This window comes from Sphingomonas radiodurans, assembly GCF_020866845.1.
Classification (GTDB): domain Bacteria; phylum Pseudomonadota; class Alphaproteobacteria; order Sphingomonadales; family Sphingomonadaceae; genus Sphingomonas; species Sphingomonas radiodurans.
On the sequence record NZ_CP086594.1, the window covers coordinates 2622872 to 2646342 of the forward strand.

At 65.3% G+C, this 23471-nt stretch carries 24 protein-coding genes; 9 read left to right on the forward strand and 15 right to left on the reverse strand.

Annotated features, from left to right (window positions below):
• Positions 1 to 2: 2 nt before the first annotated feature.
• From LLW23_RS12195 to bchF, 7 genes are read right to left on the reverse strand one after another with little or no spacing between them, the layout of a single operon-like run.
• Entirely contained in the window at positions 3 to 1499 is a 1497-nt protein-coding gene (locus LLW23_RS12195) for a BCD family MFS transporter (RefSeq protein ID WP_228945785.1), read from the reverse strand.
• Positions 1500 to 1504: 5 nt separating this feature from the next.
• A complete protein-coding gene (gene bchM, locus LLW23_RS12200; RefSeq protein ID WP_228945786.1) occupies positions 1505 to 2191 on the reverse strand; it encodes a magnesium protoporphyrin IX methyltransferase in 687 nt (228 codons plus the stop codon).
• Between the two features lies 1 nt (position 2192).
• Positions 2193 to 3083 carry a ferredoxin:protochlorophyllide reductase (ATP-dependent) iron-sulfur ATP-binding protein gene (bchL, locus tag LLW23_RS12205; RefSeq protein WP_228945787.1) on the reverse strand — a complete coding sequence of 297 codons (891 nt, stop codon included), beginning with the start codon at positions 3081 to 3083 and terminating at the stop codon, positions 2193 to 2195.
• Positions 3084 to 3093: 10 nt separating this feature from the next.
• Entirely contained in the window at positions 3094 to 6774 is a 3681-nt protein-coding gene (locus tag LLW23_RS12210) for a magnesium chelatase subunit H (protein ID WP_228945788.1), read from the reverse strand.
• Positions 6764 to 8350 carry a ferredoxin:protochlorophyllide reductase (ATP-dependent) subunit B gene (bchB, locus tag LLW23_RS12215; RefSeq protein ID WP_228945789.1) on the reverse strand — a complete coding sequence of 529 codons (1587 nt, stop codon included), beginning with the start codon at positions 8348 to 8350 and terminating at the stop codon, positions 6764 to 6766. Before bchB ends, LLW23_RS12210 begins: the two co-directional genes overlap by 11 nt.
• A 4-nt stretch (positions 8351 to 8354) precedes the next feature.
• On the reverse strand, positions 8355 to 9623 hold the full coding sequence (locus LLW23_RS12220; RefSeq protein WP_408641958.1) for a ferredoxin:protochlorophyllide reductase (ATP-dependent) subunit N: 1269 nt from the start codon (positions 9621 to 9623) through the stop codon (positions 8355 to 8357).
• Between the two features lie 5 nt (positions 9624 to 9628).
• Positions 9629 to 10150, reverse strand: coding sequence for a 2-vinyl bacteriochlorophyllide hydratase (bchF, locus tag LLW23_RS12225; protein WP_228945791.1), 522 nt, complete (start codon positions 10148 to 10150; stop codon positions 9629 to 9631).
• 228 nt (positions 10151 to 10378) lie between these two features.
• On the opposite strand from bchF, the gene LLW23_RS12230 reads away from it, so the two are divergent.
• From LLW23_RS12230 to LLW23_RS12260, 7 genes are all read left to right on the forward strand, one after another.
• Entirely contained in the window at positions 10379 to 11269 is an 891-nt protein-coding gene (locus tag LLW23_RS12230) for a cobalamin B12-binding domain-containing protein (protein ID WP_228945792.1), read from the forward strand.
• 89 nt (positions 11270 to 11358) lie between these two features.
• On the forward strand, positions 11359 to 12741 hold the full coding sequence (ppsR, locus tag LLW23_RS12235; RefSeq protein WP_228945793.1) for a transcriptional regulator PpsR: 1383 nt from the start codon (positions 11359 to 11361) through the stop codon (positions 12739 to 12741).
• 59 nt (positions 12742 to 12800) lie between these two features.
• Positions 12801 to 13709, forward strand: coding sequence for a chlorophyll synthase ChlG (gene chlG / locus LLW23_RS12240; protein ID WP_228945794.1), 909 nt, complete (start codon positions 12801 to 12803; stop codon positions 13707 to 13709).
• Complete coding sequence (locus LLW23_RS12245; RefSeq protein ID WP_228945795.1) at positions 13706 to 15013, forward strand: BCD family MFS transporter; 1308 nt, start codon at positions 13706 to 13708, stop codon at positions 15011 to 15013. The genes chlG and LLW23_RS12245 overlap by 4 nt, the downstream gene beginning before the upstream one ends.
• A complete protein-coding gene (locus LLW23_RS12250) occupies positions 15010 to 16209 on the forward strand; it encodes a geranylgeranyl diphosphate reductase (protein ID WP_228945796.1) in 1200 nt (399 codons plus the stop codon). Before LLW23_RS12245 ends, LLW23_RS12250 begins: the two co-directional genes overlap by 4 nt.
• Before the next feature lie 5 nt (positions 16210 to 16214).
• On the forward strand, positions 16215 to 16697 hold the full coding sequence (locus tag LLW23_RS12255) for a TspO/MBR family protein (RefSeq protein WP_228945797.1): 483 nt from the start codon (positions 16215 to 16217) through the stop codon (positions 16695 to 16697).
• Between the two features lie 20 nt (positions 16698 to 16717).
• Positions 16718 to 16978: a hypothetical protein gene (locus LLW23_RS12260; protein WP_228945798.1), complete on the forward strand. Its 261-nt coding sequence runs from the start codon at positions 16718 to 16720 to the stop codon at positions 16976 to 16978.
• A gap of 22 nt (positions 16979 to 17000) precedes the next feature.
• Here the strand turns inward: LLW23_RS12260 and LLW23_RS12265 are convergent, their stop codons facing one another.
• The 8 genes from LLW23_RS12265 to LLW23_RS12305 all read right to left on the reverse strand — a co-directional run bounded on the left by LLW23_RS12265 (position 17001) and on the right by LLW23_RS12305 (position 21639).
• Complete coding sequence (locus tag LLW23_RS12265) at positions 17001 to 17546, reverse strand: c-type cytochrome (RefSeq protein WP_228945799.1); 546 nt, start codon at positions 17544 to 17546, stop codon at positions 17001 to 17003.
• A gap of 206 nt (positions 17547 to 17752) precedes the next feature.
• On the reverse strand, positions 17753 to 18217 hold the full coding sequence (locus tag LLW23_RS12270; RefSeq protein WP_228945800.1) for an SRPBCC family protein: 465 nt from the start codon (positions 18215 to 18217) through the stop codon (positions 17753 to 17755).
• Positions 18214 to 18711: a VOC family protein gene (locus LLW23_RS12275; protein WP_228945801.1), complete on the reverse strand. Its 498-nt coding sequence runs from the start codon at positions 18709 to 18711 to the stop codon at positions 18214 to 18216. The genes LLW23_RS12270 and LLW23_RS12275 overlap by 4 nt, the downstream gene beginning before the upstream one ends.
• Positions 18708 to 19511: a VOC family protein gene (locus LLW23_RS12280; RefSeq protein ID WP_228945802.1), complete on the reverse strand. Its 804-nt coding sequence runs from the start codon at positions 19509 to 19511 to the stop codon at positions 18708 to 18710. The genes LLW23_RS12275 and LLW23_RS12280 overlap by 4 nt, the downstream gene beginning before the upstream one ends.
• 8 nt (positions 19512 to 19519) lie before the next feature.
• Positions 19520 to 20233, reverse strand: a complete 714-nt coding sequence (locus LLW23_RS17690) for a DUF1428 domain-containing protein (protein ID WP_408641959.1) — start codon at positions 20231 to 20233, stop codon at positions 19520 to 19522.
• The gene (locus LLW23_RS12295) at positions 20230 to 20925 is read right to left on the reverse strand and encodes a glutathione S-transferase family protein (protein WP_228945803.1); all 696 of its coding nucleotides are present in this window, start codon (positions 20923 to 20925) and stop codon (positions 20230 to 20232) included. The genes LLW23_RS17690 and LLW23_RS12295 overlap by 4 nt, the downstream gene beginning before the upstream one ends.
• 35 nt (positions 20926 to 20960) lie before the next feature.
• Positions 20961 to 21191 (reverse strand): DUF4287 domain-containing protein, encoded by a 231-nt coding sequence (locus LLW23_RS12300; RefSeq protein WP_228945804.1) that lies wholly within the window; start codon positions 21189 to 21191, stop codon positions 20961 to 20963.
• Between the two features lie 13 nt (positions 21192 to 21204).
• Entirely contained in the window at positions 21205 to 21639 is a 435-nt protein-coding gene (locus LLW23_RS12305; protein ID WP_228945805.1) for a VOC family protein, read from the reverse strand.
• An 80-nt stretch (positions 21640 to 21719) separates the two neighbouring features.
• Between LLW23_RS12305 and LLW23_RS12310 the strand changes: the two genes are divergently transcribed.
• Complete coding sequence (locus tag LLW23_RS12310; RefSeq protein WP_228945806.1) at positions 21720 to 22403, forward strand: winged helix-turn-helix transcriptional regulator; 684 nt, start codon at positions 21720 to 21722, stop codon at positions 22401 to 22403.
• 46 nt (positions 22404 to 22449) lie between these two features.
• Positions 22450 to 23454 carry a cobaltochelatase subunit CobS gene (cobS, locus tag LLW23_RS12315; protein WP_228945807.1) on the forward strand — a complete coding sequence of 335 codons (1005 nt, stop codon included), beginning with the start codon at positions 22450 to 22452 and terminating at the stop codon, positions 23452 to 23454.
• Positions 23455 to 23471 lie beyond the last annotated feature (17 nt).

Genomic DNA, 23471 nt, shown 5'->3' on the forward strand with positions numbered 1-23471 from the left:
TTTCAGATCGGAAATTCGCTGAGGCCGAAGCGAACGGTTTGGGGTGCGGAAGCATGGCGGGATCCGCGAACGAGCGGCCCGAGCGCAACTAGGGTGCCGAGCAGCAGCACGATCTCGCAACAATAGACGAATGTATAGCCGGCCGTTGGCCCAGCGAGCGTCGAACCGAAGCGGTTGTCGACCGCCGCGGCAGAAACGATGTCGCGCGCGAAGGCGCCGATCATGATGGCAAGGCCCGCAGCCGTCGCTTGCACCGCGCCCCAGGCGCCGAGTGCGAGGCCAGTGCGGCCCTCATCGGATAGCGCCATCGCGGCGGTCAGCGTGCCGACCGAGAACAGTCCGGCACCAGCGCCGATGAACGTCGCGCCGATCGCGAGCAGGACAGGGGCCTCGAACGGCCCGGCGAAGATCACGCAGAAGAAGGCGCCGATCCCGGCGACCGCACCGAAACCCGCCAATCGGTGCGGATCGGCACCCGCCGCCAGCTGCCGCGCAGCCCAGGCGAAGCCGGCCAGCATGCCCAGTGCCCACAAGGCGGTAAGCGACGTCGTCGCACCCACCGAGAGGCCAAGGATCTGGCCGCCATAAGGCTCGAGCAGCACGTCCTGCATGCTGAACGCCGCAGCACCCAGACCTACCGTGATCAGCAGCCGCTTCGTGTCCGGCCGTTCGACGAACGTCGCCCAGACGGCGCGGAAGTCCGGGCGCACCTCACGGACGGCGGTTGCCGCCGGGCGGTTGCGCGCTTCCTGCTTCCACAGCGCGATGATGTTGAGCACCATCGTCAGAACGGCGGCGCTCTGAATGATCTGGACCAGCTTGGTCGGCGTGAAATCAGCAAGCGCGCGGCCGATCACCAGCGCACTCACCATCATTCCGACCAGCAGCATGACGTAAAGCAGCGCCACGACGCGCGGGCGGGTTTCCTCCGTCGCGAGGTCGGTGGCGAGCGCTAGGCCGGCGGTCTGCGTCGTGTGCATGCCCGCGCCGACCAGCAGGAAGGAGACACCCGCACCGATATAGCCGGCCAGCGCGGTGCCCGCACTGCCCGCGGTCATCAGCAGCAGCGCGAACGGCAGCAGCGCAAGGCCACCGAACTGCAGCAACGTGCCGAACCAGATATACGGCACGCGCTTCCATCCGAGGAGCGAGCGGTGAGTATCCGAGCGGAAACCGATCAGCGCGCGCAAGGGCGCGAACAGCAGCGGCAACGACACCATCGCCGCGACGATCGAGGCCGACATGCCCAGCTCGACGATCATTACACGATTGAGCGTGCCGGTCAGCAGCACGGCCGCCATGCCGACCGAGATCTGGAACAGCGACAGCCGAAGGATCTGGCTGAGCGGCAATTCCGCGCTCGCGGCGTCGGCGAAGGGGAGGAAACGGGTGCCGACCCTATTCCAGAACGTCCCATTCTTGAGCGACGCGACGCGCCCGCTCGCGGCCGCGCCGTCGGGCCGCGGTAGCGGCGCCAGCGAGGCTCTGAAGGCGGCCATTTCGTTCACGCGGTCAACACCTCGAGCGCATGGCTCTTGTAGAAGCTTGCCGAAATTTTCGTCGACCGCCCGATCCGCGCGGCTGGCAGGGCGCTGCGGATCAGCGTCCGCAACAGCCGCTCGGGGACGGGGATGATCGCGGGCGAACGGTCGCTGCGCGGGAACAGCCGGCCGATGCCGAGCATCGCCATCAGCAGCGGGGTCTGCGGCGCGAAGGTAAAGGCAATTGACCTGCCGGTACGGTCGCCCAGCGTGCGGATGACGTCGACGATGTCGAACGTCTTGTAATGGATCAGCGAATCCATCGCGACGACATGATCGAAGCGGCCGAGCGACGGATCAAGCATGTCGCCGACGCGCCAATCGATGTTCAGACCCTGCGGTGCGCGGTCACGGGCAATCTTGACGAGGCTGCCAGCGACATCGATCGCGACCACATTCGCCCCGCGCTGCGCCGCCTCGACCGCGAGCGCCCCGGTGCCGCAGCCCGCATCGAGCAACCGCAGCCCGGTCATGTCGGCCGGCAGCCACGACAGCAGCGTATCGCGCATCTCTGTCCGCCCGGCGCGAACCGTCGCGCGGATGCCGCTGACCGGTGCGTCAGAGGTCAGTTGCTCCCACGCCTTTGACGCGGTGCGGTCGAAATAGGCGGTGAGGTCGCCGCGGAAGCGGTCGTAGGTCGCCGTCGTCATCTCATTCGAATCCCAGGAATTCGAAGATGTCGCGGTCCTTCATCGGCTCGGCGGCGAGCGCGGGAAGCCCGGCCCACATCGTCGCAGCCAGCCGCTTGTACTCATCGCACACCGCGGCGACCTCGGGGGTCTGCTCCATCTCGAACAGCGTGCATTTCTTCAGCCGCGAACGGCGGATCGCGTCGAGATCGGGGAAGTGGGCGAGGCGCTTGAGCCCGGTCGCCTCGTTGAAGCGGTCGATCTCGTCGGTCGCCGACGAACGGTTGGCGATCACGCCCGCCATCCGCACGTCGTAATTCTTCGACTTCGCCTTGATCGCCGCGACGATGCGATTCATCGCGAAGATGCTGTCGAAGTCGTTTGACGCCACGACCACGGCGCGCTCGGCATGCTGCAGCGGCGCGGCGAACCCGCCGCACACGACATCACCCAGCACGTCGAACAGCACAACGTCGGTTTCTTCGAGCAAATGGTGCTGCTTGAGCAGCTTCACCGTCTGCCCGACGACATAACCGCCGCAGCCGGTGCCCGCCGGTGGCCCGCCGGCCTCGACACACATGACGCCGTTGAAGCCCTCGAACATGTAATCCTCGGGCCGAAGCTCTTCGCCGTGGAAGTTGACCGTCTCGAGCACGTCGATGACGGTCGGCATCAGCTTCTTGGTCAGCGTGAAGGTGCTGTCGTGTTTGGGATCGCAGCCGATCTGGAGCACGCGCTTGCCGAGCAGCGAGAAAGCGGCGGAAAGGTTCGACGAGGTCGTCGACTTGCCGATCCCGCCCTTGCCGTAGACGGCGAACACCTTCGCGTTGCCGATCCGGTCATTGGGGTCGAGCGCGACCTGGAGCGAGCCGTCGCCGTCAAGTCCGCGTGCTGGGGGATCGAATAGGGCCATGGTAAATTCCTTATGCCGCGACCGCGGTGATGCCTTCGAGACGATCCTCGAGTTCATCGCTTGCGGCATGGAGTGCGGCGAGCGTCGCCGCGTCGGGTTGCCAGTAATTACGGTCGCTGGCTTCGATCAGCCGGTTGGCGACGCGTGCCGCCGCGCGCGGGTTGAGCGCAGCGATCCGCTCGCGCATCTCGGCGTCGAGCACATAGGTTTCGCCGATCCGTTGGTAGACCCAGGGATCGACCTCGCCGGTCGTCGCCGACCAGCCCATCGTCGTGGTGACGCTGCCCTCGATCTGGCGCACGCCTTCGTAACCGTGGCGGAGCAGGCCCTCGGTCCACACGGGGTTTAGGATGCGGGTGCGGGTTTCGAGCGCGACCTGTTCCTGCAGGGACCGGACCTTGCCCGCGCCTTGCGTCTGGTCGCCGATATAGACCGGGGCTGACTGACCGCCCTTGGCGCGCGTAACGGCGCGGCTGATACCGCCCAGCGTGTCGACATATTGGTCGATCGTGGTGATGCCGAGTTCGACGCTTTCGAGGTTCTGATAGGCGCAATCGACGGTCTTGAGCGTCGAAGAAAGCAATGCGGCCTGGCGCACCGGCGTGCCTTTGACCCCATAGGCATAGCCCTTCTGCCGCTCGAAACTGTCGGCCAGTTCGTCGGGATTGGTCCATGCGCCATTGTCGATCATCAGATTGACGTTAGCGCCGTATGCGCCCTCGGCATTGGAGAACACGCGCAGCGCAGCGGTCTCGATGTCGCAGCCATGTTCGGCCTGATGCGACAGGCTGTGGCGGCGAATGAAGTTCAGCTCCACCGGCTCGTCGGCTTGGGCGGCAAGCAGCGCTGCCTCTGCCATCATCCTGGTTTGCAGCGGTAGCAGGTCGCGGAAAACGCCCGAGAGGGTGACGACCACGTCGATGCGCGGACGCCCGAGTTCTTCGAGACTGACCAGCTCCGCCCCGGCAAGCCGATTATAGCTGTCGAAGCGCGGCCGCGCGCCCATCAGCGCCATCGCCTGCGCGATCTGCGCGCCTTCGCTCTTCAGATTATCGGTGCCCCACAACACCATCGCCACCGTCTCGGGGATATGGCCGGAGTCGGCGAGACTGCGGTCGATCAGGCGCTGCGCCTGAGCGGCACCATCTTTCACGGCGTAGGCGGAGGGCAGGCGGAACGGGTCGAAGCCGTGGATGTTGCGCCCGGTCGGCAGGATCTCGGGCGAGCGCAGCAAGTCGCCGCCCGTGACCGGCTGGATATATTGCGCGTTCAACGCGCGGACGATGCCGTCGATCTCGCCGTTCGCGGACAGCGCCGTGTTCAGCGACGCCATTTCCTTGAGCAATGGCGTATCGAGCTTGATCGTGCCCTCGACGATGCCCTCGATCGTATCGACCGACAGCAATTCGCCGCGCGCGCTGGCCGATGCGGCGATCATGTTGACGCGCTCCTCGCGCGTCGCCGCGGCTCCGGCGACGTGGAGCCCTTGCGGGATCAACTCGCGTTCGATCTCGTAGAGTTTCGCCGCAAGCGCGGTGATGTCGCTGCCGTCGAGATCGAGCGCGGTCGCCTGATCACCGATCAGCTCGGCGAGATCGGCCAGTTCGTCGCTGCCCGGTTCGGCCTGACGCCAGCGATCGACCGACGCTTTCAGGTTGGCGAGCCCCTTGTAGACGCCCGAATTGGTCAGTGCCGGGGTCAAATAGCTGACCAGCGTCGCGCCCGAGCGGCGCTTGGCGAGCACGCCTTCCGACGGATTGTTCGCGGCGTAGAGATAGATGTTGGGCAGATCGCCGATCAGCCGGTCAGGCCAGCATTCAGCGGTCAGGCCGGTCTGCTTGCCGGGCATGAATTCGAGGCTGCCATGCGTCCCGAAGTGCAGCACGGCGTGGGCGCGGAAGTCTTCTTTCAGCCAGCGATAGAAGGCGGCGAAGGCATGCGTCGGGGCAAAACGGCCCTCGAACAGCAGCCGCATCGGATCGCCTTCATAACCCAGCGCTGGCTGGATGCCGACGAAGACGTTGCCGAATTGCGCGCCGAGGATCTGCACCGACTTGCCGTCCGATTGCAGCTTGCCGGGGGCGGGGCCCCAAGCGGCTTCGATTTCTTTCAGCCACTTCTCGCGGGCCACGATCGTGTCGGCGCTGACCCGGGCATGGACATTGGCTTCGGTGCCGAAGCGTGCCGCATTGCCGCCGAGGATGCGCTCGCGCACCGCGTCGGCGGAAGCCGGGACGTCGACAGTATAGCCTTCGCGGTCGAGCCGCTGGAGCGTCGAGTAGAGCGACTCGAACACCGCGAGGAATTGCGCCGTGCCCGCCGCACCGGCGTTCGGCGGGAAGTTGAACAGCACGGCCGCGATGCGCTTCTCGGCATTGGCGGCGCGGCGCAGTTCGACGATCTTCACTACGCGCGCGGCCAGCATTTCGGCGCGCTCGGCGCAGGTCTGCATCGCGCGTACCTGGCCCGCTGCGGGGAAGGTGCAGCCGCGCTCGCAACCGGTGCACGGCGTATGCGAGCCGTCCGAGCGTCCGCCGAACACCATCGGTACGGTGCCGCCGTCCAGCTCGGGGATCGCGATCATCATCGTCGATTCGAGCGGCAACAGCCCCTGCCGGTTCGCGCCCCACGCCTGTAGCGTCTGGAACTCGACCGGATGTGCGGCTATATAGGGCCGGTCGAGCTTGCTCAGCACGGCCTCGGCGGCGGCGGTGTCGTTATAGGCCGGGCCACCGACCAGGCTGAAGCCGGTCAGGTTGACGACCGCATCGACCGTGGCGACGCCGTTCTTGATGAACAATTCGTCGATTGCCGGGCGGCCGTCGAGCCCGCCGGCGAACGCCGGGATCACGTCCAGGCCGCGCGCTTCCATCGCGGCGATCACGCCATCGTAATGCGCGGTGTCCTTTGCCAGGACATACGAGCGCAACATCAGCAGCCCGACCGTCCCCTTGGGGTCGCGGCGGCGCGGCAGCTCGGTCACGGTGCGCGCCATGCGGTGCGCCAACGCCGGGTGATACACGCCGACGTCGGGATAATCGCGCGGAGCATCCGCCTTCATCGTGCCGCGCAGCGCGCGGCGTTCGCCGGCGGCATAACGGTCGACCAGCGCGCGGATCATGTCGACGACGTTGTCGTCCGACGCTGCGAGCCAATATTGCATCGTCAGGAAATAGGCCCGCACGTCCTGCGCGGTGCCGGGCACGAACTTCAGCAGCTTGGGCAAGCGCCGAAGCACCGCCATCTGCCCTGCGCCCGAGCTTGCTCCGGCCTTGTTGGTGCCGCGCATCTTCTTGATGATCGACAGCAGCCCGGTAGCGGGCTTGTCCATCCGATAATCGCCCATCCGCGTCAGCTTGACGATGTCGCCTGCCGACATCAGTCCGATCATCGCGTCGCACTCGTTCTGGCGCGCGGTGAGCTGCGGCAGGACGGCGCGGATATGGTCCTCGAGGAACAGCATCGTCATCAGGATGATGTCGCCGCGTGCGATGTCGGCACGGGCTGCGTCGAGCGCCCCGTCCTTTTCTTCCCAGTCGGCGGCGGCATGGAAGCCGATCGTCACGCCCGGGTACGTCCGCGCGAAATGCTCCTGTGCGCGCATCACCGCGCCCGACAGATGGTTGTCGAGCGTGATGATGACCACGCGGACGGGAACGTGAGGGGCGGGGATGGCCGAACTAGCGGGCATAATGCGCCTTCGCCTCGTAGAGCGTTTCGAGCGTGATCGCGGCGATGCCCTGCTCGGTGGCATAGCGCTCGGTGTTCCGCCGTGCTTTCCCACGCACGAAGAACGGGATCTTCATCAGCTCTTTTTCAGCGTCGGCGGACCAGCCTCCCTTTTCGCCGACGGGCGAGGTGACGGCGGCGGCATGTTCGGCAGGGGCTGTCGCGGCAGCGACGGGCTCGAGGACGCGCTCTTCGACTACCGGGGCGGCAACTGCGCCATGCCCCAGATGGCTCGCGCCGCTTGCGTCCGAGAATTCGAAATCGTCGCGAAACATCGTCAGCAGATGTTCCTCCAGCCCCATCACCAGCGGATGGACCCAGGTATCGAACAGCACGTTGGCGCCTTCGAACCCCATCTGCGGCGAATAGCGCGCGGGGAAATCCTGCACATGGACGGGCGCCGAGATCACCGCGCACGGGATTCGCAGCCGCTTGGCGATATGGCGCTCCATCTGCGAGCCGAGCACCAGCTCGGGCTGGAGCGCCTGGATCGCGTCTTCGACGTCGAGGTAATCGTCGGTGATCAGCGGCTCGACACCGTAAAGCTTGGCCGCCTCGCGCAATTCGCGCGCGAACTCGCGATTGTAGCAGCCAAGGCCGATGACCTCGAAGCCGAGCTCGTCGCGCGCCACGCGCGCTGCGGCGATGGCATGCGTTGCGTCACCGAAGATGAAGACGCGCTTGCCGGTCAGGTACGTCGAGTCGACCGAGCGGCTCCACCACGGCATGTTCGACGTGTCGAGTACGGCTGCGGCATCGACTCCGGCGACGGCGGCAACCTCGGCGACGAACTCCCGCGTCGCGCCATGGCCGATCGGCACCGTGCGAACCGTCGGCTGGCCAAAGGTCTTCTCCAGCCAGCGGCAGGTCGTATCGGCGATCTCAGGATACAGGCAGATGTTGAAATCGGCGTTATGCAGCCGCGCGAGGTCGGCCGGGTTCGCGCCGAGCGGCGCGGTGACGTTGACGTCGATGCCCATCGTGCCGAGCAGCCGCGTAATCTCGATCACGTCGTCGCGGTGGCGAAAGCCCAGCGCGGTCGGCCCGAGGATATTGGCGCGCGGCCGGCGACCGTCGCGCGGCGTAGCCCGGGCGCTCTTGTCGACCAGCTTGCGCACCAGTTGGTAGAAGGTCTCCGCCGCGCCCCAGTTTTCCTTGCGCTGATAGCTCGGCAGTTCGAGCGCCACGACCGGGCAGGGCAGACCCATCGCCTGCGCCATGCCGGCTGGATCGTCCTGGATCAGCTCGGCGGTGCAGGACGCGCCGACCAGCATCGCCTGCGGCTTGAAGCGCTCAAAGGCCTCGCGAGCCGCGGTCTGGAACAGCTCGGCAGTGTCCTTGCCGAGGTCGCGCGCTTGGAAGGTGGTGTAGGTGACGGGCGGGCGCTTGCCGCGCCGCTCGATCATCGTGAACAGCAGGTCGGCATAGGTATCGCCTTGCGGCGCGTGGAGCACGTAATGCACGCCTTCCATCGCAGTCGCGATCCGCATCGCGCCGACATGGGGCGGTCCTTCATAAGTCCAGACGGTCAGTTGCATCGCCTCAGACCCTCAGCACGTCGCGCCGCCGTAGCGGGCGCGCAAAAAGTTCGGCCAAGTCGCCGGCCTGGTCGAAACCGTGGATCGGCGAGAACACCAGCTCGATCGCCCATTTCGTCGTCAGCCCTTCGGCCTCCAGCGGATTGGCAAGCCCCAGGCCGCAGACGGTCAGGTCCGGTTGCGCAGCGCGGACCCGATCGAGCTGCCGATCGACGTCCTGGCCTTCACTGATCACCGTGTCGGCCGGCAGCAGCGCGAGTTCCTGCGCCAAATGCTTCCGATGGAGATACGGTGTGCCGACTTCGACCGGCTTCATCCCGAGTTCGGACGAAAGGAAGCGCGCCAGCGGGATTTCAAGCTGCGAGTCGGGAAGGAACGTGATGCGCTTGCCCTCGAGCCGCTCGCGCGAATGCTTGATCGCCCGCTTGGCCCGCTCGCGGCCCGGCGCGACGACACGGCGGAAGTGCATTTCGTCGATCCCGAAGGCGACCGCGGCGGCATGCAGCCAGTTGGTCGTGCCTTCGGCGCCGAACGGGAACAGCGCGTCGAGGCGTACCGCGCCGCGATCTTCCAGCGCCCGCGCGGTCTCGCCGAGGAACGGCTGCGCGAGCAGGAACCGGGTGTTCGGCCCGACGGGCGGCATCGCGTTGGCGCGGCGAGCGGGCAGCGAATGGACCGTCGCGATGCCGAGCTCCGTGAACAACCGCAGGAACTGATCCTCGACAACATCGGGCAGCGCGCCGACGATCATCAGGCTCGGCGCGTCCGAGGTGTCAGTGGCAAGGTAGGGTACCAGCGCGGCGAGGCAGGCGTCTTCGCCCTCGGTGAAGGTCGTCTCGATGCCCGAGCCGGAATAGCTGAGGATCTTCGTCACGCCGGCATGCTTGACCGACAGCCGCGCGGCGGCGCGCGACAGATCGAGCTTGATCACTTCGGACGGGCACGAGCCGACGAGGAACAGCAGCTTGATATCGGGGCGCCGGGTGAGCAACCGGTCGACCACGCGATCGAGCTCTTCGTTGCAATCGACCATCCCGGCCAGATCGCGCTCCTCGATGATCGCGGTGCCGAACCGTGGTTCGGCGAACACCATCACGCCCGCGGCGGATTGCAGCAGATGCGCGCAGGTGCGTGATCCGACGACAAGGAAGAAGGCGTCCTGCACCTTGCGATGCAGCCAGATGATCCCGGTCAGGCCGCAGAAAACCTCGCGCTGCCCACGTTCGCGCAGCACCGGTGCCGATTCGCACCCGAGCGTTGCGATGGGCGACACGGCGGTCATCCCGCCACCGCTAATGTCGATGAGGCATCACTTTGGAGCCGTGCGGCACGCAGCTTGAGCAGGAACTGCCCGGCATTGATCGCATAAGTCGCATAGGCTGCGAGCGCGAGGATCATGCGGTCGCGCTCCGTGCCAAAATCACCGACCAGCGCCACCAGATAAGCGGTGTGCAGCGCCAGCACGAGCATGCTGAAAACGTCTTCCCAGAAGAAGGCCGGGACGAACAACCACTTGTCGAACACGACCTTTTCCCAGATCGAGCCAGTGATCATGATCGCATAGAGCGTGAGCGTCTTGATCACGATCGAGACCGTCGCGGCGAGCGCGCCGTCTCCAGTGCTCAAGTACCGCAGCACCAGCGCCAGGCTGATGAGAAAGATCAGGAACTGCACGGGGGCAAGAATGCCCTGCACCAATGTCCACCGGGTCGAGTCGCGGCGGCGGCGCTGTTCAGGCGTGTAGAGCGGGTCGCGGCCGGCAGATGCCGTTTCGACGATTTTGCCCGCACCCGTCTTCATCTCGATCTGCCTTCGCCCTCATCCTGTCTGGGGCCGAGACTAAGGCGAGCAGGGACAAAGTGTCAAATAAAATTGACGTAAAATATTTTTGACACTTTCAGAGCTGCGGCACCGATATGCAATTGTCAGTGCGCCATAATGAGCATAGGTTTCGAGTCGCAGGAAAATCCCAAATAAGGAATTCTGCCAGTCGTTTCGCGACTATCTGACTAAGGTGGGAGGGCCGGTATGCCGTCGTTGGCGCGTATCGAGAATAAGACCGGGCAGCTTGGCGGAGCAGGTCTTGCGCGACGATATCGTGCCGATGCGCATGGGCTGACGGCTTTCCGCACGCTTGCCAGTATCGATTATGATCGGTCGCTGTCTACCCTTATCGAAAGCGAGATCATCCCCCGCCTCATGATCGCCCATGCCGTCGACATAGCCGAAGTTGCGGCGGTGGAGATCGATGCCTGCGAGATTTCGGCACTGGCGCCGCTCGCGCTGGAAGTCGAGGCGGATGCGCTGCTCGCTCATATAGAGGCGATACTGGCGCGTGGCGTCAGCGTCGATACCGTGATGGTCGATCTGCTGGCGCCAGCCGCGCGACTGTTGGGCGAATATTGGGAAGAGGATCGCTGCGACTTCGTCGATGTTACGATGGGGCTGTGGCGGCTGCAGGAAGTGGTGCACGAGATTGCCGCGCGGATGCCGGCGGATCGGATGCTCGCGATCGGCGGCCACCGTGCGCTGTTTGCGTCGATGCCGGGCGACCAGCACAATTTCGGTACGGTCGTGATCGACGAACTGTTTCGGCGCGATGGCTGGGTGACTGATCGAATGAGCGGCGTGGAAACGACGGACCTTGTTCGTCGTGTCGGCGCAGATTGGTTTGACATGGTCGGATTGACGGTTAGCTGCGATCGTCATATCGCAAATCTAACATCTGTCATTGCAGCTTTACGGAATGTGTCCAAAAATCCGCGTGTCTGCATCATGGTGGGTGGGCGAATTTTCAGCGCTGATCCGGAACTGGCAACACAAGTCGGGGCGGATGGCACCGCAAGCGATGCCAGACAGGCCCTGATCGTGGCGGCGGACCTCGTTCGCGTCCGCGAGCAGGAGCCCCTCGACGGATAGTTTTCATCAGTTTTCCTGGAGCGTGACGCTCGTCGATGAACAAGCCTGTTGCCCTACGCCGGAAAACGGCATTCGACAGGCCCGATGCCATGCCGGGACAGCTGTCGGCTGATGTCGCGGCGTCGCTTCTTGCGGCGGTCGGCGATGTTGCGTTCATCCTGTCCACGCAGGGCACGATCCTCGACGTCGCGGTCTCGCACGGCGATCTAGCCAACCATGGCTTCGGTGACTGGATAGGCGAGTCCTGGGGCGATACCGTCACCATCGAAAGCCGGCCCAAGATTACTGAAATGCTCGCGGACGCTGTTCGGCCGAGTACCCCGATCCGCTGGCGCCAGGTCAATCATCCCGCGGCAGGCGGCGATGTGCCGGTGCGCTATATGGTGATGACGCTCGGTGACGGCGGCCGGCTGGTGGCGATCGGTCGCGACATGCGCGGCGCCGCCGCGATGCAGCAGCGGCTGTTGCAGACCCAGCAGTCGCTCGAACGCGATTACATGCGGCTTCGCCAGGCCGAAAGCCGCTATCGCATCCTGTTCGACATGGCGTCCGAGCCGGTGCTGATCGTCGATTCCGAAACGCGCCGCATCCGCGAGGCCAATCCCGCCGCGCATCGCTTGCTCGACGCGGCAAGTGGCGCTCTGATCGGCGAGTTGGTCCACACGATCGTCGATGAGGGCGATCGCGACGATTTCGTCGCCTATCTCGGTGCGGCCGAAGCTGCCGATGATTTGCCCGCGGTGACGGTGCGGCTGGGCGGTGGGCGCGGTGACGCGTCGCTGTCGGCGCGGCTGTTCCGCCAGGCGCGCGCCGCGCTGTTCCTGGTTCGCGTCATCGCGTCGCCCGAAGCGGTATCCGACCACCATCGGCATGATGCAACGCTCGCCGAAGTGGTCGAGCGGATGCCTGACGCGTTCGTCTTGGTAGATCGCGACCTCAACGTCCTGACCGCCAACGCCGCCTTCGTCGAATTGACCGAGACCGCCTCGATCGATCGGGTAACCGGCGCGCGGCTGTCGAACTGGCTCGGCCGACCCGGCATCGATCTCGAACTGATCATGTCGCAATTGCGCGAGCATGGATCGGTCCGCAACGTTGCCACGATCCTGCGCGGGTCCGCTGGCGCGGAGGAGGAGATCGAGGCATCCGGCGTGGTGGCGCCGCTCGCCGGCAGCGAATGCTATGGCTTCACCATCCGATCGGTCGGTCGCCGGCTGCGCGACGCGCCGGCGATTACGCGTGACGTGCCGCGGTCGGTCGAGCAACTGACAGAGCTAGTCGGACGAATGTCGCTGAAGGAGATCGTCCGCGAATCGACCGATCTGATCGAGCGACTATGTATCGAGGCCGCGCTCGCCTACACATCGGACAATCGCGCATCCGCGGCCGAGGTTCTCGGCGTCAGCCGCCAGAGCCTCTATTCCAAGCTCCATCGCCACGGCCTCGGCAATCTCGTGTCCGGCGACAATTAACGTCCGCAAAGCGTCAATTTGGTTTGACGCCTCGAAGTGTCAGCCGTAGTTTCCACCGCATGGATCGATCGAGGGCACCCCGGCGCGCCGCGCCTTTGCCGTCCCCCCGCGATGTACTGGAACTCCTGAAACCGATCACATGGTTTCCGCCGATCTGGGCGTTCATGTGCGGCGTCGTCTCGTCGGGTGTCCCGATCGCTGAACGCTGGCCATTCCTGATTACGGGCGTGCTGCTCACCGGTCCGCTGGTGTGCGGAACGAGCCAGGCGGTCAACGACTGGTTCGACCGGCATGTCGATGCAATCAACCAGCCCGATCGCCCGATCCCCTCGGGGCGGATCGCTGGCCAATGGGGGCTGTGGATCGCGATCATCGGCACCGTCTTGTCGCTGGTCGTCGCGGCGGCAACGGGGCCATGGGTATTTGCTGCCACCTGCCTCGGTATCGTGTGCGCCTGGGGCTACAGCGCGCCGCCGTTCCGCTTCAAGACGAGCGGCATCGTCGGCCCGGCGGTCGTCGCGCTCACCTATGAGGGTCTCACGTGGTTCACCGGCGCCGCGGTGATGGCGGGGGCGCTGCCCTCGGCGCCGGTGCTGATCGTGCTCGCGCTGTACAGCTTCGGCGCGCATGGCATCATGACGCTCAATGATTTCAAGGCGGTCGAGGGCGATCGCGCGACCGGCTTGCGCTCGCTCCCGGTGGTGCTCGGGGTCGGCCCCGCCGCGCGGGTCGCATGCGCCGTGATGGCAGCGCCGCAAGTCGTCGTGGTCGCGCTGCTCGCAAGCTGGGGGCTGACGATCGCCGCCAGCGTCGTCGCAGCGTTGCTCGTCGGTCAGCTCATCCTGATGCGCCGGCTGCTCAGCGATCCGCTCGCGCACACGCCCTGGTACAACGCGACCGGCACGACGCTGTACGTGTTCGGCATGCTGGCCTCGGCGTTCGGCCTCGGCGGAATGTCCGGCCTGTGACGCCGCTCGGCTGGCTCGGGATCGCCCGGCTGGGGCTGGTGCAAAGCGCGATCGGCGCGATCGTCATGCTCGCAACTTCGCTGCTGAACCGCGTGATGGTCGTCGAATATGCGCTGCCCGCTGCGCTGCCGGCCGGGCTCGTTGCGTGGCATTACGCCGTTCAGCTGTCGCGACCCGCCTGGGGCCATGGCTCGGACCGTGGGCGTCGGCGCACGCCCTGGATCATTCTTGGTATGGCGACGCTGGCCGCCGGCGCGATGCTTGCGGTCGCTTCGCTCGGCCTGCTCGCTACGCGATCGGCTGGTGGGTTCGCGCTCGCCATCCTCGCGTTCACGTTGATCGGCGGCGGGGTGGGTGCGGCCGGCACGTCGTTGCTCGCGCTGCTCGCCACCCGAGTCGCGCCCGAGCGACGCGCGGCAGCGGCGTCGATCACGTGGATCATGATGATCGCGGGGATCGTCGTGACTGCGAGTGTCGCGAGCAAGTTCATAGATCCGTTCTCGCTATCCCGTCTGACGATGGTCGCTGGCAGCGTCGCCGCGGCGGCGCTGCTGGTGTCGCTCGTGGCGGTCTGGGGCATCGAGGGCGATGCGTCGTTGGTGCCGCCGCCGGTGCGCAACGCGCCGACACCTTCGTTCGGCATCGTCCTGCGCGAAATGTGGGCGGACGATGACGCGCGCCGCTTCACGCTGTTCGTGTTCGTGTCGATGCTCGCCTATTCGATGCAGGATCTGATCCTCGAGCCATTCGCTGGCCTCGTTTTCGCCGCCACGCCGGGGGAATCGACGAAGCTCTCCGGCCTGCAGCACGCTGGCGTGCTTGCGGGCATGATCCTCGTCGGCGTCGGCGGCAGCGCCTTCGGGAGCGGCGGGGGCAGCGGATTGCGGCGGTGGATCGTCGGCGGCTGCCTCGGGTCTGCGGTGGCGCTGCTCGGGCTCGCGCTGGCGTCGCGCACTGGAGGGGATTGGCCACTCACCGCAAACGTCGTCGCGCTCGGCTTCGCCAACGGCATCTTTGCGGTCGCCGCGATCGGCTCGATGATGGGGCTGGCGGGAGCAGACCGCGGTCGCGAAGGCATCCGCATGGGCGTCTGGGGCGCGGCGCAAGCGATCGCGTTCGGGCTTGGCGGGCTGATTGGCGCGGTTGGCGTGGATGTCGGTCGCGCACTGACCGGATCGACGACACAGACGTTCACAATTGTGTTCGCTGCGGAGGCGTTGCTGTTCCTAGTCGCTGCATCGCTCGCGTTGCGCGGCAGCGTGCGGGCCACCGGCATGCCGGCAATCGTTGGAAAGCCGGCATGACCGATTACGACTGCGTCGTTGTGGGCGGCGGACCATCCGGCGCAACCGCCGCGACTGACCTCGCGGCGGCCGGACACAGCGTTTTGCTGCTCGACCGCGCGGGGCGCATCAAGCCCTGTGGCGGCGCGATCCCGCCGCGGCTGATCAAGGACTTCGAAATCCCCGATCATCTGATCGTCGGTCGCGCAGTTCTGGCGCGGATGATCGGCCCGTCTGACGTGGCGGTCGACATGGCCGTCGATCAGGCCGGCGGCGGTGGCTATGTCGGCATGGTCGATCGCGAGACCTTCGATGAATGGCTGCGCGCCCGCGCCGCCGCGGCCGGATCGGCGCGCGGCACTGGACTGTTCGACCGGATCGAGCGCGACGAGGATGGCACCGCGATTGTCGTCTACACTGATGCGCGCGGCGGCGCCGAACATCGCGTCCGCGCGCGCTGCGTCATCGGTGCCGATGGTGCGCGTTCGCGAGTCGCCCGCGCGACGCTGGAAGATGCTGAGCGTATGCCCTGCGTCTTCGCCTATCACGAAGTGATCAAATCTCCCGCAGCGAGCGACAAGAGCGGCAACGCATTCGACCCAGGCCGGTGCGACGTCTTCTACCAGGGTGAACTTTCGCCCGATTTCTACGGGTGGGTGTTTCCGCACGGCGACACCGCGAGCGTCGGCGTCGGGAGCGCCAACAAGGGCTTCCACCTGCGCGATGCGGTCACTCGGCTGCGCGCGCGCGAGGGGCTCGACGAGTGCGAAACGCTCCGGCGGGAGGGCGCCCCGATTCCGCTTAAGCCGCTGCGCCGCTGGGATAATGGGCGCGACGTCCTCGTCACCGGCGACGCTGCCGGGGTGGTCGCGCCCGCCTCGGGCGAGGGCATCTATTATGCGATGGTCGCGGGGCGCGAAGCGGCGACTGCGGTCAATGCGTTCTTGGTTTCGGGCAACCCGCGCGCGCTGCGCGGCGCGCGCCGCGCCTTTATGCGCGCGCACGGCCAAGTGTTCTGGATTCTTGGGGTGATGCAGTATTTCTGGTATCGCAACGATCGGCGCCGGGAACGCTTCGTGGCCATGTGCAAGGATCGAGACGTGCAGAACCTGATCTGGCCGGCCTATCTCAACAAGCGGTTGGTCTATGCTCGGCCGCTTGCCTACTTCCGCATATTCCTGAAAGATATGCGCCACTTGCTCCAGACGGCGAACTGAATCCCGTGACTCGCGCTTCATTGTTTCCGATCATCATTGCCGGCGTTATCGCGATGATCGTCGCCGTGATGGGTGCGACCGTCACCGATATCGGCCCCTGGTATCGCAGCCTCGTCCAGCCATCTTGGTCACCGCCGGATGTGGCGTACGGCATCGCCTGGACGGTGATCTATGCGCTGACTGCAATGGCGGGCGTTCGGGGCTGGCTCGCGATAACGGAGTGGGCCGAGCGCGAATGGCTGCTTGGCCTCTTTGCGCTGAACGGCTTCCTCAACCTGCTGTGGAGCTTCCTGTTTTTCCGCCTGCACCGCCCGGATTGGGCGCTCATCGAAGTGATCGGGCTGTGGTTGTCGGTCGCGGCGCTGATCATCTACGTCTGGCGGCGATCGACGACCGGCGGGATTTTGTTGGTGCCCTATCTGCTGTGGGTCACCTTCGCGGGCTATCTGAACATGACGATCGTCCGCCTCAACGGGCCGTTTCCCTGAACCTCGGCGCCAAAGAAACCATGCGCTGGCTGTTCGCCAGCGGCCATGCGGTCGATATCGTGCTGGTGGTGATTGCCGCCGAACTGGGCTGGCTGATCATCCGGCGCGGATGGGGCCTCAGCGATGCCCTGCTGCGGCTCGTTCCGGGCGCGCTGATGTTGGTTGCGCTTCGGGCGGCTCTTATTGGCCTTGACTGGTATTGGATCGCGCTGCCGCTGCTGGTGTCGTTTCCGATCAACCTGGCAGATCTGGCGCGTAAACCGGCCCGGCCCGGCGGCTGATGCCACCGGGCCGGTCGGGAAATCAGGACGTCGTCTGCAGATAGGCGATCACGTTCGCACGCTTCTGCGGATCAGTCATACCAGCGTAGGTCATCTTAGTGCCCGGCACGATCCGCTGCGGCTTCTCGAGATACTGGAACAGCTTTTCGGGGGTCCAGGTGATCCCGCTGTTCTTATTCGCGGCGGAATAGGTGTAGCCCGCGACCGTGCCAGCCGTGCGGCCGACCACCGCATGCAGCGACGGTCCGATCTTGTTCACGCCTGCTTCGACTCCGTGGCACGCCGCACACGCCGCGAAATCTGTTTTGCCTTTCGCAGCGTCGCCGGTGTAGCTGGCAAATTTCACACCGCTGATCGTGTCGACATTGTCGACCGGCGGCGCAGCGGCTGCGGGCGCCGCAACGGGAGCGGCTTCCGTCGTCGTCGCTGCGGTATCAGTGGTGGTGGCCGTGGTGGTCGTAGCCGTATCGGCTTCTTCCGTTTTCTTCGAGCAGGCCGAGAGTGCCAGCGCCGAAACCGCCAGGCACGCCGTCAGCCGTCCAAAACGAGTCGTCGATCCAAAATGCATTAGTTGCTCCTCTCCGCTGCTGAGCCGATCAGGCACCCCAACTGCCTTTTCGCAGCACGGACCTGTCCATTGATCTGTACGTACCCCGTCATCAAGCCAAATGTACAGATCACGGGCGGTTTTGTTCCGGAAGGGATATCAATTTTCCCCTGCACGAGCGTCGCGACGCACTAGCCAATCAGCCGTTTCGGCCCATTGCCGTGCAGTCAAACCACGCTTGGTTCAGCAGCGATCCGCCGCACCACTTCCTCCAGCTGATCGGTGGCAGCGTTCCAGCCCGCCTCGAAGCCCATTGCCGCGTGCTGGTCACGCGCTTCGACCGTCCAATGGCGTGCGATCGCGGTGTAACGCGTCTTGCCCTCGGCGTCGGCGAACTCGTCGATCCGAACCATGAACGGCTCCTGCGGCTCCCAATCGGCCCTGAAAGCATCGGTCGAAACGATCCGGCGCCCCGGCACCACTTCCAGGAAGACGCCTTCCGACGGATTGGATTCACCCTCTGGCCCGCGCATCACCATCGCCGATCGCCCGCCGGTGCGCAGATCCTGCTCGACCACCTCGACCGTCCAGGGGCGGGGCACGAACCATTCCGCGAAATGCTCGGTCCATGCCTGCCACACAGTGGCGACCGGCGCGTCAATCAGGCGCTCGATGCGTAGTTCGTGGATCATGCTGATACGTCTCCTGCTCGGGCGCGCTCGATTGCGGCGATGTCGATCTTTTGCATGGTCATCATCGCTTCCATCGCGCGCTTGGCCACGTCAAGATCGGGATCCGCCATCGCCTCCATCAATGCGCGCGGCGTGATCTGCCATGAGAAGCCCCAGCGGTCCTTGCACCAGCCGCACGCGCTCTCCGCGCCGCCATTGCCGACGATCGCATTCCAGTAGCGGTCGGTTTCCTCCTGCGTGTCGGTCATCACCATGAAGCTGATCGCTTCGTTCGGCTTGAAGGTCGGCCCGCCGTTGAGCCCGAGGAAGCGCTGCCCCAGCACGGTGAACTCAATCGTCAACTCGCCGCCCGCCGGCATTGAAGGGTTGTCCGTCGCGGCATTCTGCGCCGCCCCGATGTGACTGTCGGGAAACACGCTGGCGTAGAACTCGGCGGCACGGCGCGCTTCTTCCCCGTCGAACCACAGGCAGGTCACGAGCTTGTCGTTGCTCACAGCGTCTCTCCCGATTGCTGCTTACCCGGCCCGACGACGCCGAACGCCACGCCTTCAGGATCGCTCGCGACGATGATCCGGTCGCCGCCCGGCACCTCCATCGGCCCGGCATGGACGGTGCCGCCGCCCGCGGTCACCTTGGCCGCCGCTTCGTCGATGTCGGGCGCGCGGAAGTAGAACAGCCAGCCGGGTTGCGGCTGATGCTCGTTGACCGTCATCGTCGCGCCGATCTGCTCCTCGCCCACCGCAACGAAGACATAGTCGCCCATCTCGCCCGGCATCGTCATCTTGTCGGGGTAGGTCCAGCCAAAGACTTCGGCGTAAAAGGCGTTCCCCGCCGCCTGATCGGTGGTGATCAACTCGTTCCAGTTGCACTTGCCGAGCCCGGTCCGCTCCCATGCGGTGCTCGGTTGATCGACTGCGCCGCGCATGACGTAGAAGGGAACCCCTTGCGGATCGGCAACCATCGCAAGCCGGCCGACATCGGGCATGTCGAATGCCGGCATCTGCACGCTGCCGCCCGCTGCGGTGATCTTGGTCACCGTCGCATCGACGTCATCGACGCCGATGTAGAACAGCCATGTCGGCTTGGCGCCGTCCGCCATCATTGCCGGGGACAGGCGCATCACGCCGCCGACATTCTCGTCACCAGCGGTCGTGATCATCCGATAATCCAGATCGCCTTTGGGCTTGGCGTCGATCGTCCAGCCGATAACATCATCGTAAAATGCCTTCGACGCGTCGGGATCGACGGTCAGCAATTCGTACCAGATCGGCGTTCCATGTGGATTGCGCATCATCTATCTCCTCAGCGATCGACGACCGGCACGAAGCTGCCGAACATCATGCGTTTGCCATCGAACGGGCGCTCCTGCCCCGGCGCCATCCGCGGGTCGCTCATCAGCGTTTCCCAGCCGGCGTCGCGCACCGCTTTCGACGGCCATTCGACCCAGCCGAACACGACCGTCTCGCCATCCTCGATCTTCGTCGCGCGCCGGAAATCGGTGACCTTGCCGTCGGGAACGTCATCCCCCCACGTATCCACCACGCGAGTTGCGCCATGTTCGCGGAAAGCGGCGTCGATCATCGTGCAGAAGGCGCGATAGGCATCCTTGTTCGCCGTAGGCACCGGCATGACGATCCCGTCGATGTAGCCGCAATCGCTGCCTGCGCCGTCTTCGTGCAGCATCTCGAACCCGGCGTAGATCATGCGCCTGCCGTCGAATGGCATGTCGCCCATCGCCGCCATCCGCGGATCGCTCATCATCTTCTGGCCGGCGGCGTCGCGCGTCGCTTTGTCGGGATATTCGACCCAGCTGAACAGGACGGTCTCGTCTTGCGTCGCCTGCACCGCGCCCCACAGATCATTCACGTCGCCGCGGGGCACATCGTCACCCCAGCCTTCGACCATGCGGACGACGCCGAACTCCTTGAACAGCACCAGCGCGCTTTCGGCATGATCGATGTATTTCTGCTTGTTGGCGGTCGGCACCGCGACCACGAAGCCATCGACATATGTCATGCGACCTCTCCCTGCCGTTCTAACCACTTCGCGAGCTCGGGCGGCGGCGCACCGGTGAAGCCTGCCATCTGATCGGCAAGCGCGCGCTGGAAGGCGGGGCGGGCGGTGCCACGGTCGCGATACGCGGTAAGATTGTCGTACTTCTCGACCATGCCCTCACCCTCGACGATGCGGAGCACGGCGACCATCAGTAGATCACCCGCCGTAAACGTGTCGCCATCGAGCCATCGCCGATCGCCCAGCCGGCGCGACAATTCGCCGAGCCGCTCGTCGATCCGCGCCTCGACCGCGGGTAGCCGCGGCTTCGACCACGGCTTGCCCGCCTCGAACAAAGTGGCGATCGCATGATCCATGATCGGCGGCTCGATCGTGTTGAGCGCCGCGAACATCCATTCGATCGCGCGCGCTCTGCCACCCACGTCCGTCGGCAGCAGCGCGCCGAAGCGATCCGCGATGTGCAGCACGATCGCGCCGCTCTCGAAGAGCGTCAGATCGCCGTCCTCATAGGTCGGTACTTGCCCGAACGGCTGGCGCGCACGGTGCGGCGCCTGCTTCTGGCCACCCTGCGGCAAATAGCGCACGTCATACGCTTGCCCGACTTCCTCAAGCGCCCAGCGCACGCGCAGGTCGCGGACCTGCCCCTGCGCAAACGGCGGCACCCAATCGAACGCGGTGATCGTCGGTTTCGACATCCTCTCTCTCCTTCTTGTCGGAAAGCGCGCCCGTTTCAGGCGTCGCCCTCCTTCTTCAATCCCTTGAGTAGCGCGACGACCGCCATCGCATGGCCGTGGCCAAGTCCGAGCTCGCCCTTGAGCGTCTCGACGATCGTCATCGGCTTGATCCCGGGTGCGAGCGTGTCGCCGGCAGTCCAGCCGTTCTCGGCACCCATTGCGCGAAGGTCGGCGGGGGTCTTGCCGGTCTTCTTCTCGATCGTGTCGAGATAGGCCTGGAAAGACATGTCCTCGTTCTCCTCAGGCGTCGGCAGCTGCGGGCTGGCCCATCGCCTCGGCGGCGGCGGCCATGTCCATGAAGAACGGCCCCCACCCATGCCCGTCGAGATCCTCGAACGCGCGGCTGTACATATAGCCGTGATCCTCCGGGTCGTGCGCCTCGCGGCCGCCGGCCCCCAGCGCGGCTTCGGTGATCGAATCCACCTCCCCGCGGCTGTCGAAGTTCAACGCCAGCAGCGCGCCGCTTTGGGTGTGCGCGTCGATGATCGTCTTGGGTGTGAACGTGGCGTAGAAGGCGCGGTCAAGCAGCATCACGCTGATCGTGTCCGACCATTCCATCGCCGACGCCTGCTCGTTCGAGAACATCATGTTCTGCGTAAAGCCGAGCGCTTCGTAGAAGCGCGTCGCCGCGGCAACGTTCGCCACGGGGAGGTTCACGAAGATCATCTTGGTCATGCGAAACACTCCGTTTGCGAGTCGTTGCTTGAGCCTTGTGACCAGCTCAGTTAGTAAAGGCAACTATGAAGTTAGAAAAAGTGACCAAAAAGGGCTCGGAACGGATAAAGCGCTGGTACGACGACGCGTGCGGCACCGCGCTGGCGATGGAACTGGTCGGCGAGCGCTGGTCGATGCTGATCGTGCGCGAGCTGATGTTCGGGCCGCGCCGCTTCGGCGAGCTCAAGGCGGGGCTGGGCGGGATCAGCGCCAATGTTCTAACGCAGCGGCTCGACGGGCTGGAAGCCGCGCACATCCTCAAACGCGTGAAGCTGCCGCCGCCAGCCAGCGTCCAGGTCTACGAACTCACCCCCTGGGGCTATGAGGCGGAAGGCGCGATCAAGGCGCTCGGTGCATGGGCGGCGCGCTCGCCCGACCACGATCCGACACTACCGCTGTCGGCAGCGTCGATGATGCTGTCGCTGCGCACGATGCTCGATATCGATCGGGCAAGAGTGACACCGCCGATGTCGATCGGCTTTGCATTCGGCGCCGAATCGTTCGTGGCACGGTTGGCCGATGGTGACCTGCCGATCGTCCGCGGCACCGGCGCGAGCGATGTCCATTTCACCACCAGCCCGCGGATCATGGCGAACCTGATCTATGGCAAATGGCCGATCGGAGAGGCGGAGGCGGCGGGCGAACTCGTGTTGAGAGGCGATCACGCCTTGGCTGCGTCTTTCATTGATCTCTTCCACCTTCCGGCCAAGGCAGAGGTTGAATAACGCCGCGAAGCGCGACTAAGGCAGTCGTGTTACTTCCGAGGCGCGCATGAACGATATCTCGAATACTATGCCCGACAGCCGCGAGACGACGATCCTCGACGCGCCTGACAAGATGGTCAGCGTGCGCGAGTTGTTCGGCATCGACAGCGACATGCAATGCCCCGCGTTCAGCGAGGCGGACGAGCGCGTGCCCGATCTCGACCCCGCCTATGTGTTCGATCCGGACACGACGCTCGCCGTGCTCGCGGGCTTCGCGCACAACCGCCGCGTGATGGTGCAGGGCTATCACGGCACCGGCAAATCGACGCATATCGAGCAGGTGGCGGCGCGGCTGAAATGGCCGTGCATCCGCATCAACCTCGATGCGCACATCAGCCGCATCGACCTGATCGGGCGCGACGCGATCGTGCTGAAGGACGGCCAGCAGATCACCGAATTCCGTGAGGGCCTGCTGCCCTGGGCGCTGCAGACGCCGACCGCGCTGGTGTTCGACGAATATGACGCCGGCCGCCCCGACGTGATGTTCGTGATCCAGCGCGTGCTGGAAACCGAGGGCAAGCTGACGCTGCTCGACCAGAACCGCGTGATCCGTCCGAACCCGTATTTCCGCCTGTTCGCTACCGCCAATACGGTCGGCCTCGGCGACACGAGCGGGCTGTATCACGGCACGCAGCAGATCAACCAGGGTCAGATGGACCGCTGGAACATCGTCGTCACGCTCAACTATCTGCCCGCCGCCACCGAAGCGCAGATTGTGCTCGCCAAGTCGGGCGAATACGACAAGCCTGATGGCAAGAAGCAGGTCGACAATATGGTCCGCGTCGCGGATCTGACGCGCAAGGGCTTCGTCAATGGCGACATCTCGACCGTCATGAGCCCGCGTACGGTGATCACCTGGGCGCAGAACACCTTGATCTTCAAGGATGTCGGCTTCGCATTCCGCCTGTCGTTCCTCAACAAGTGTGACGAGGCCGAACGCCCGCTGGTGGCGGAATATTACCAGCGCGTGTTCGGCAAGGATCTGCCGGAGAGTGTGGTGGGGAAGGCTTGATCCGACGAGTGGACTAA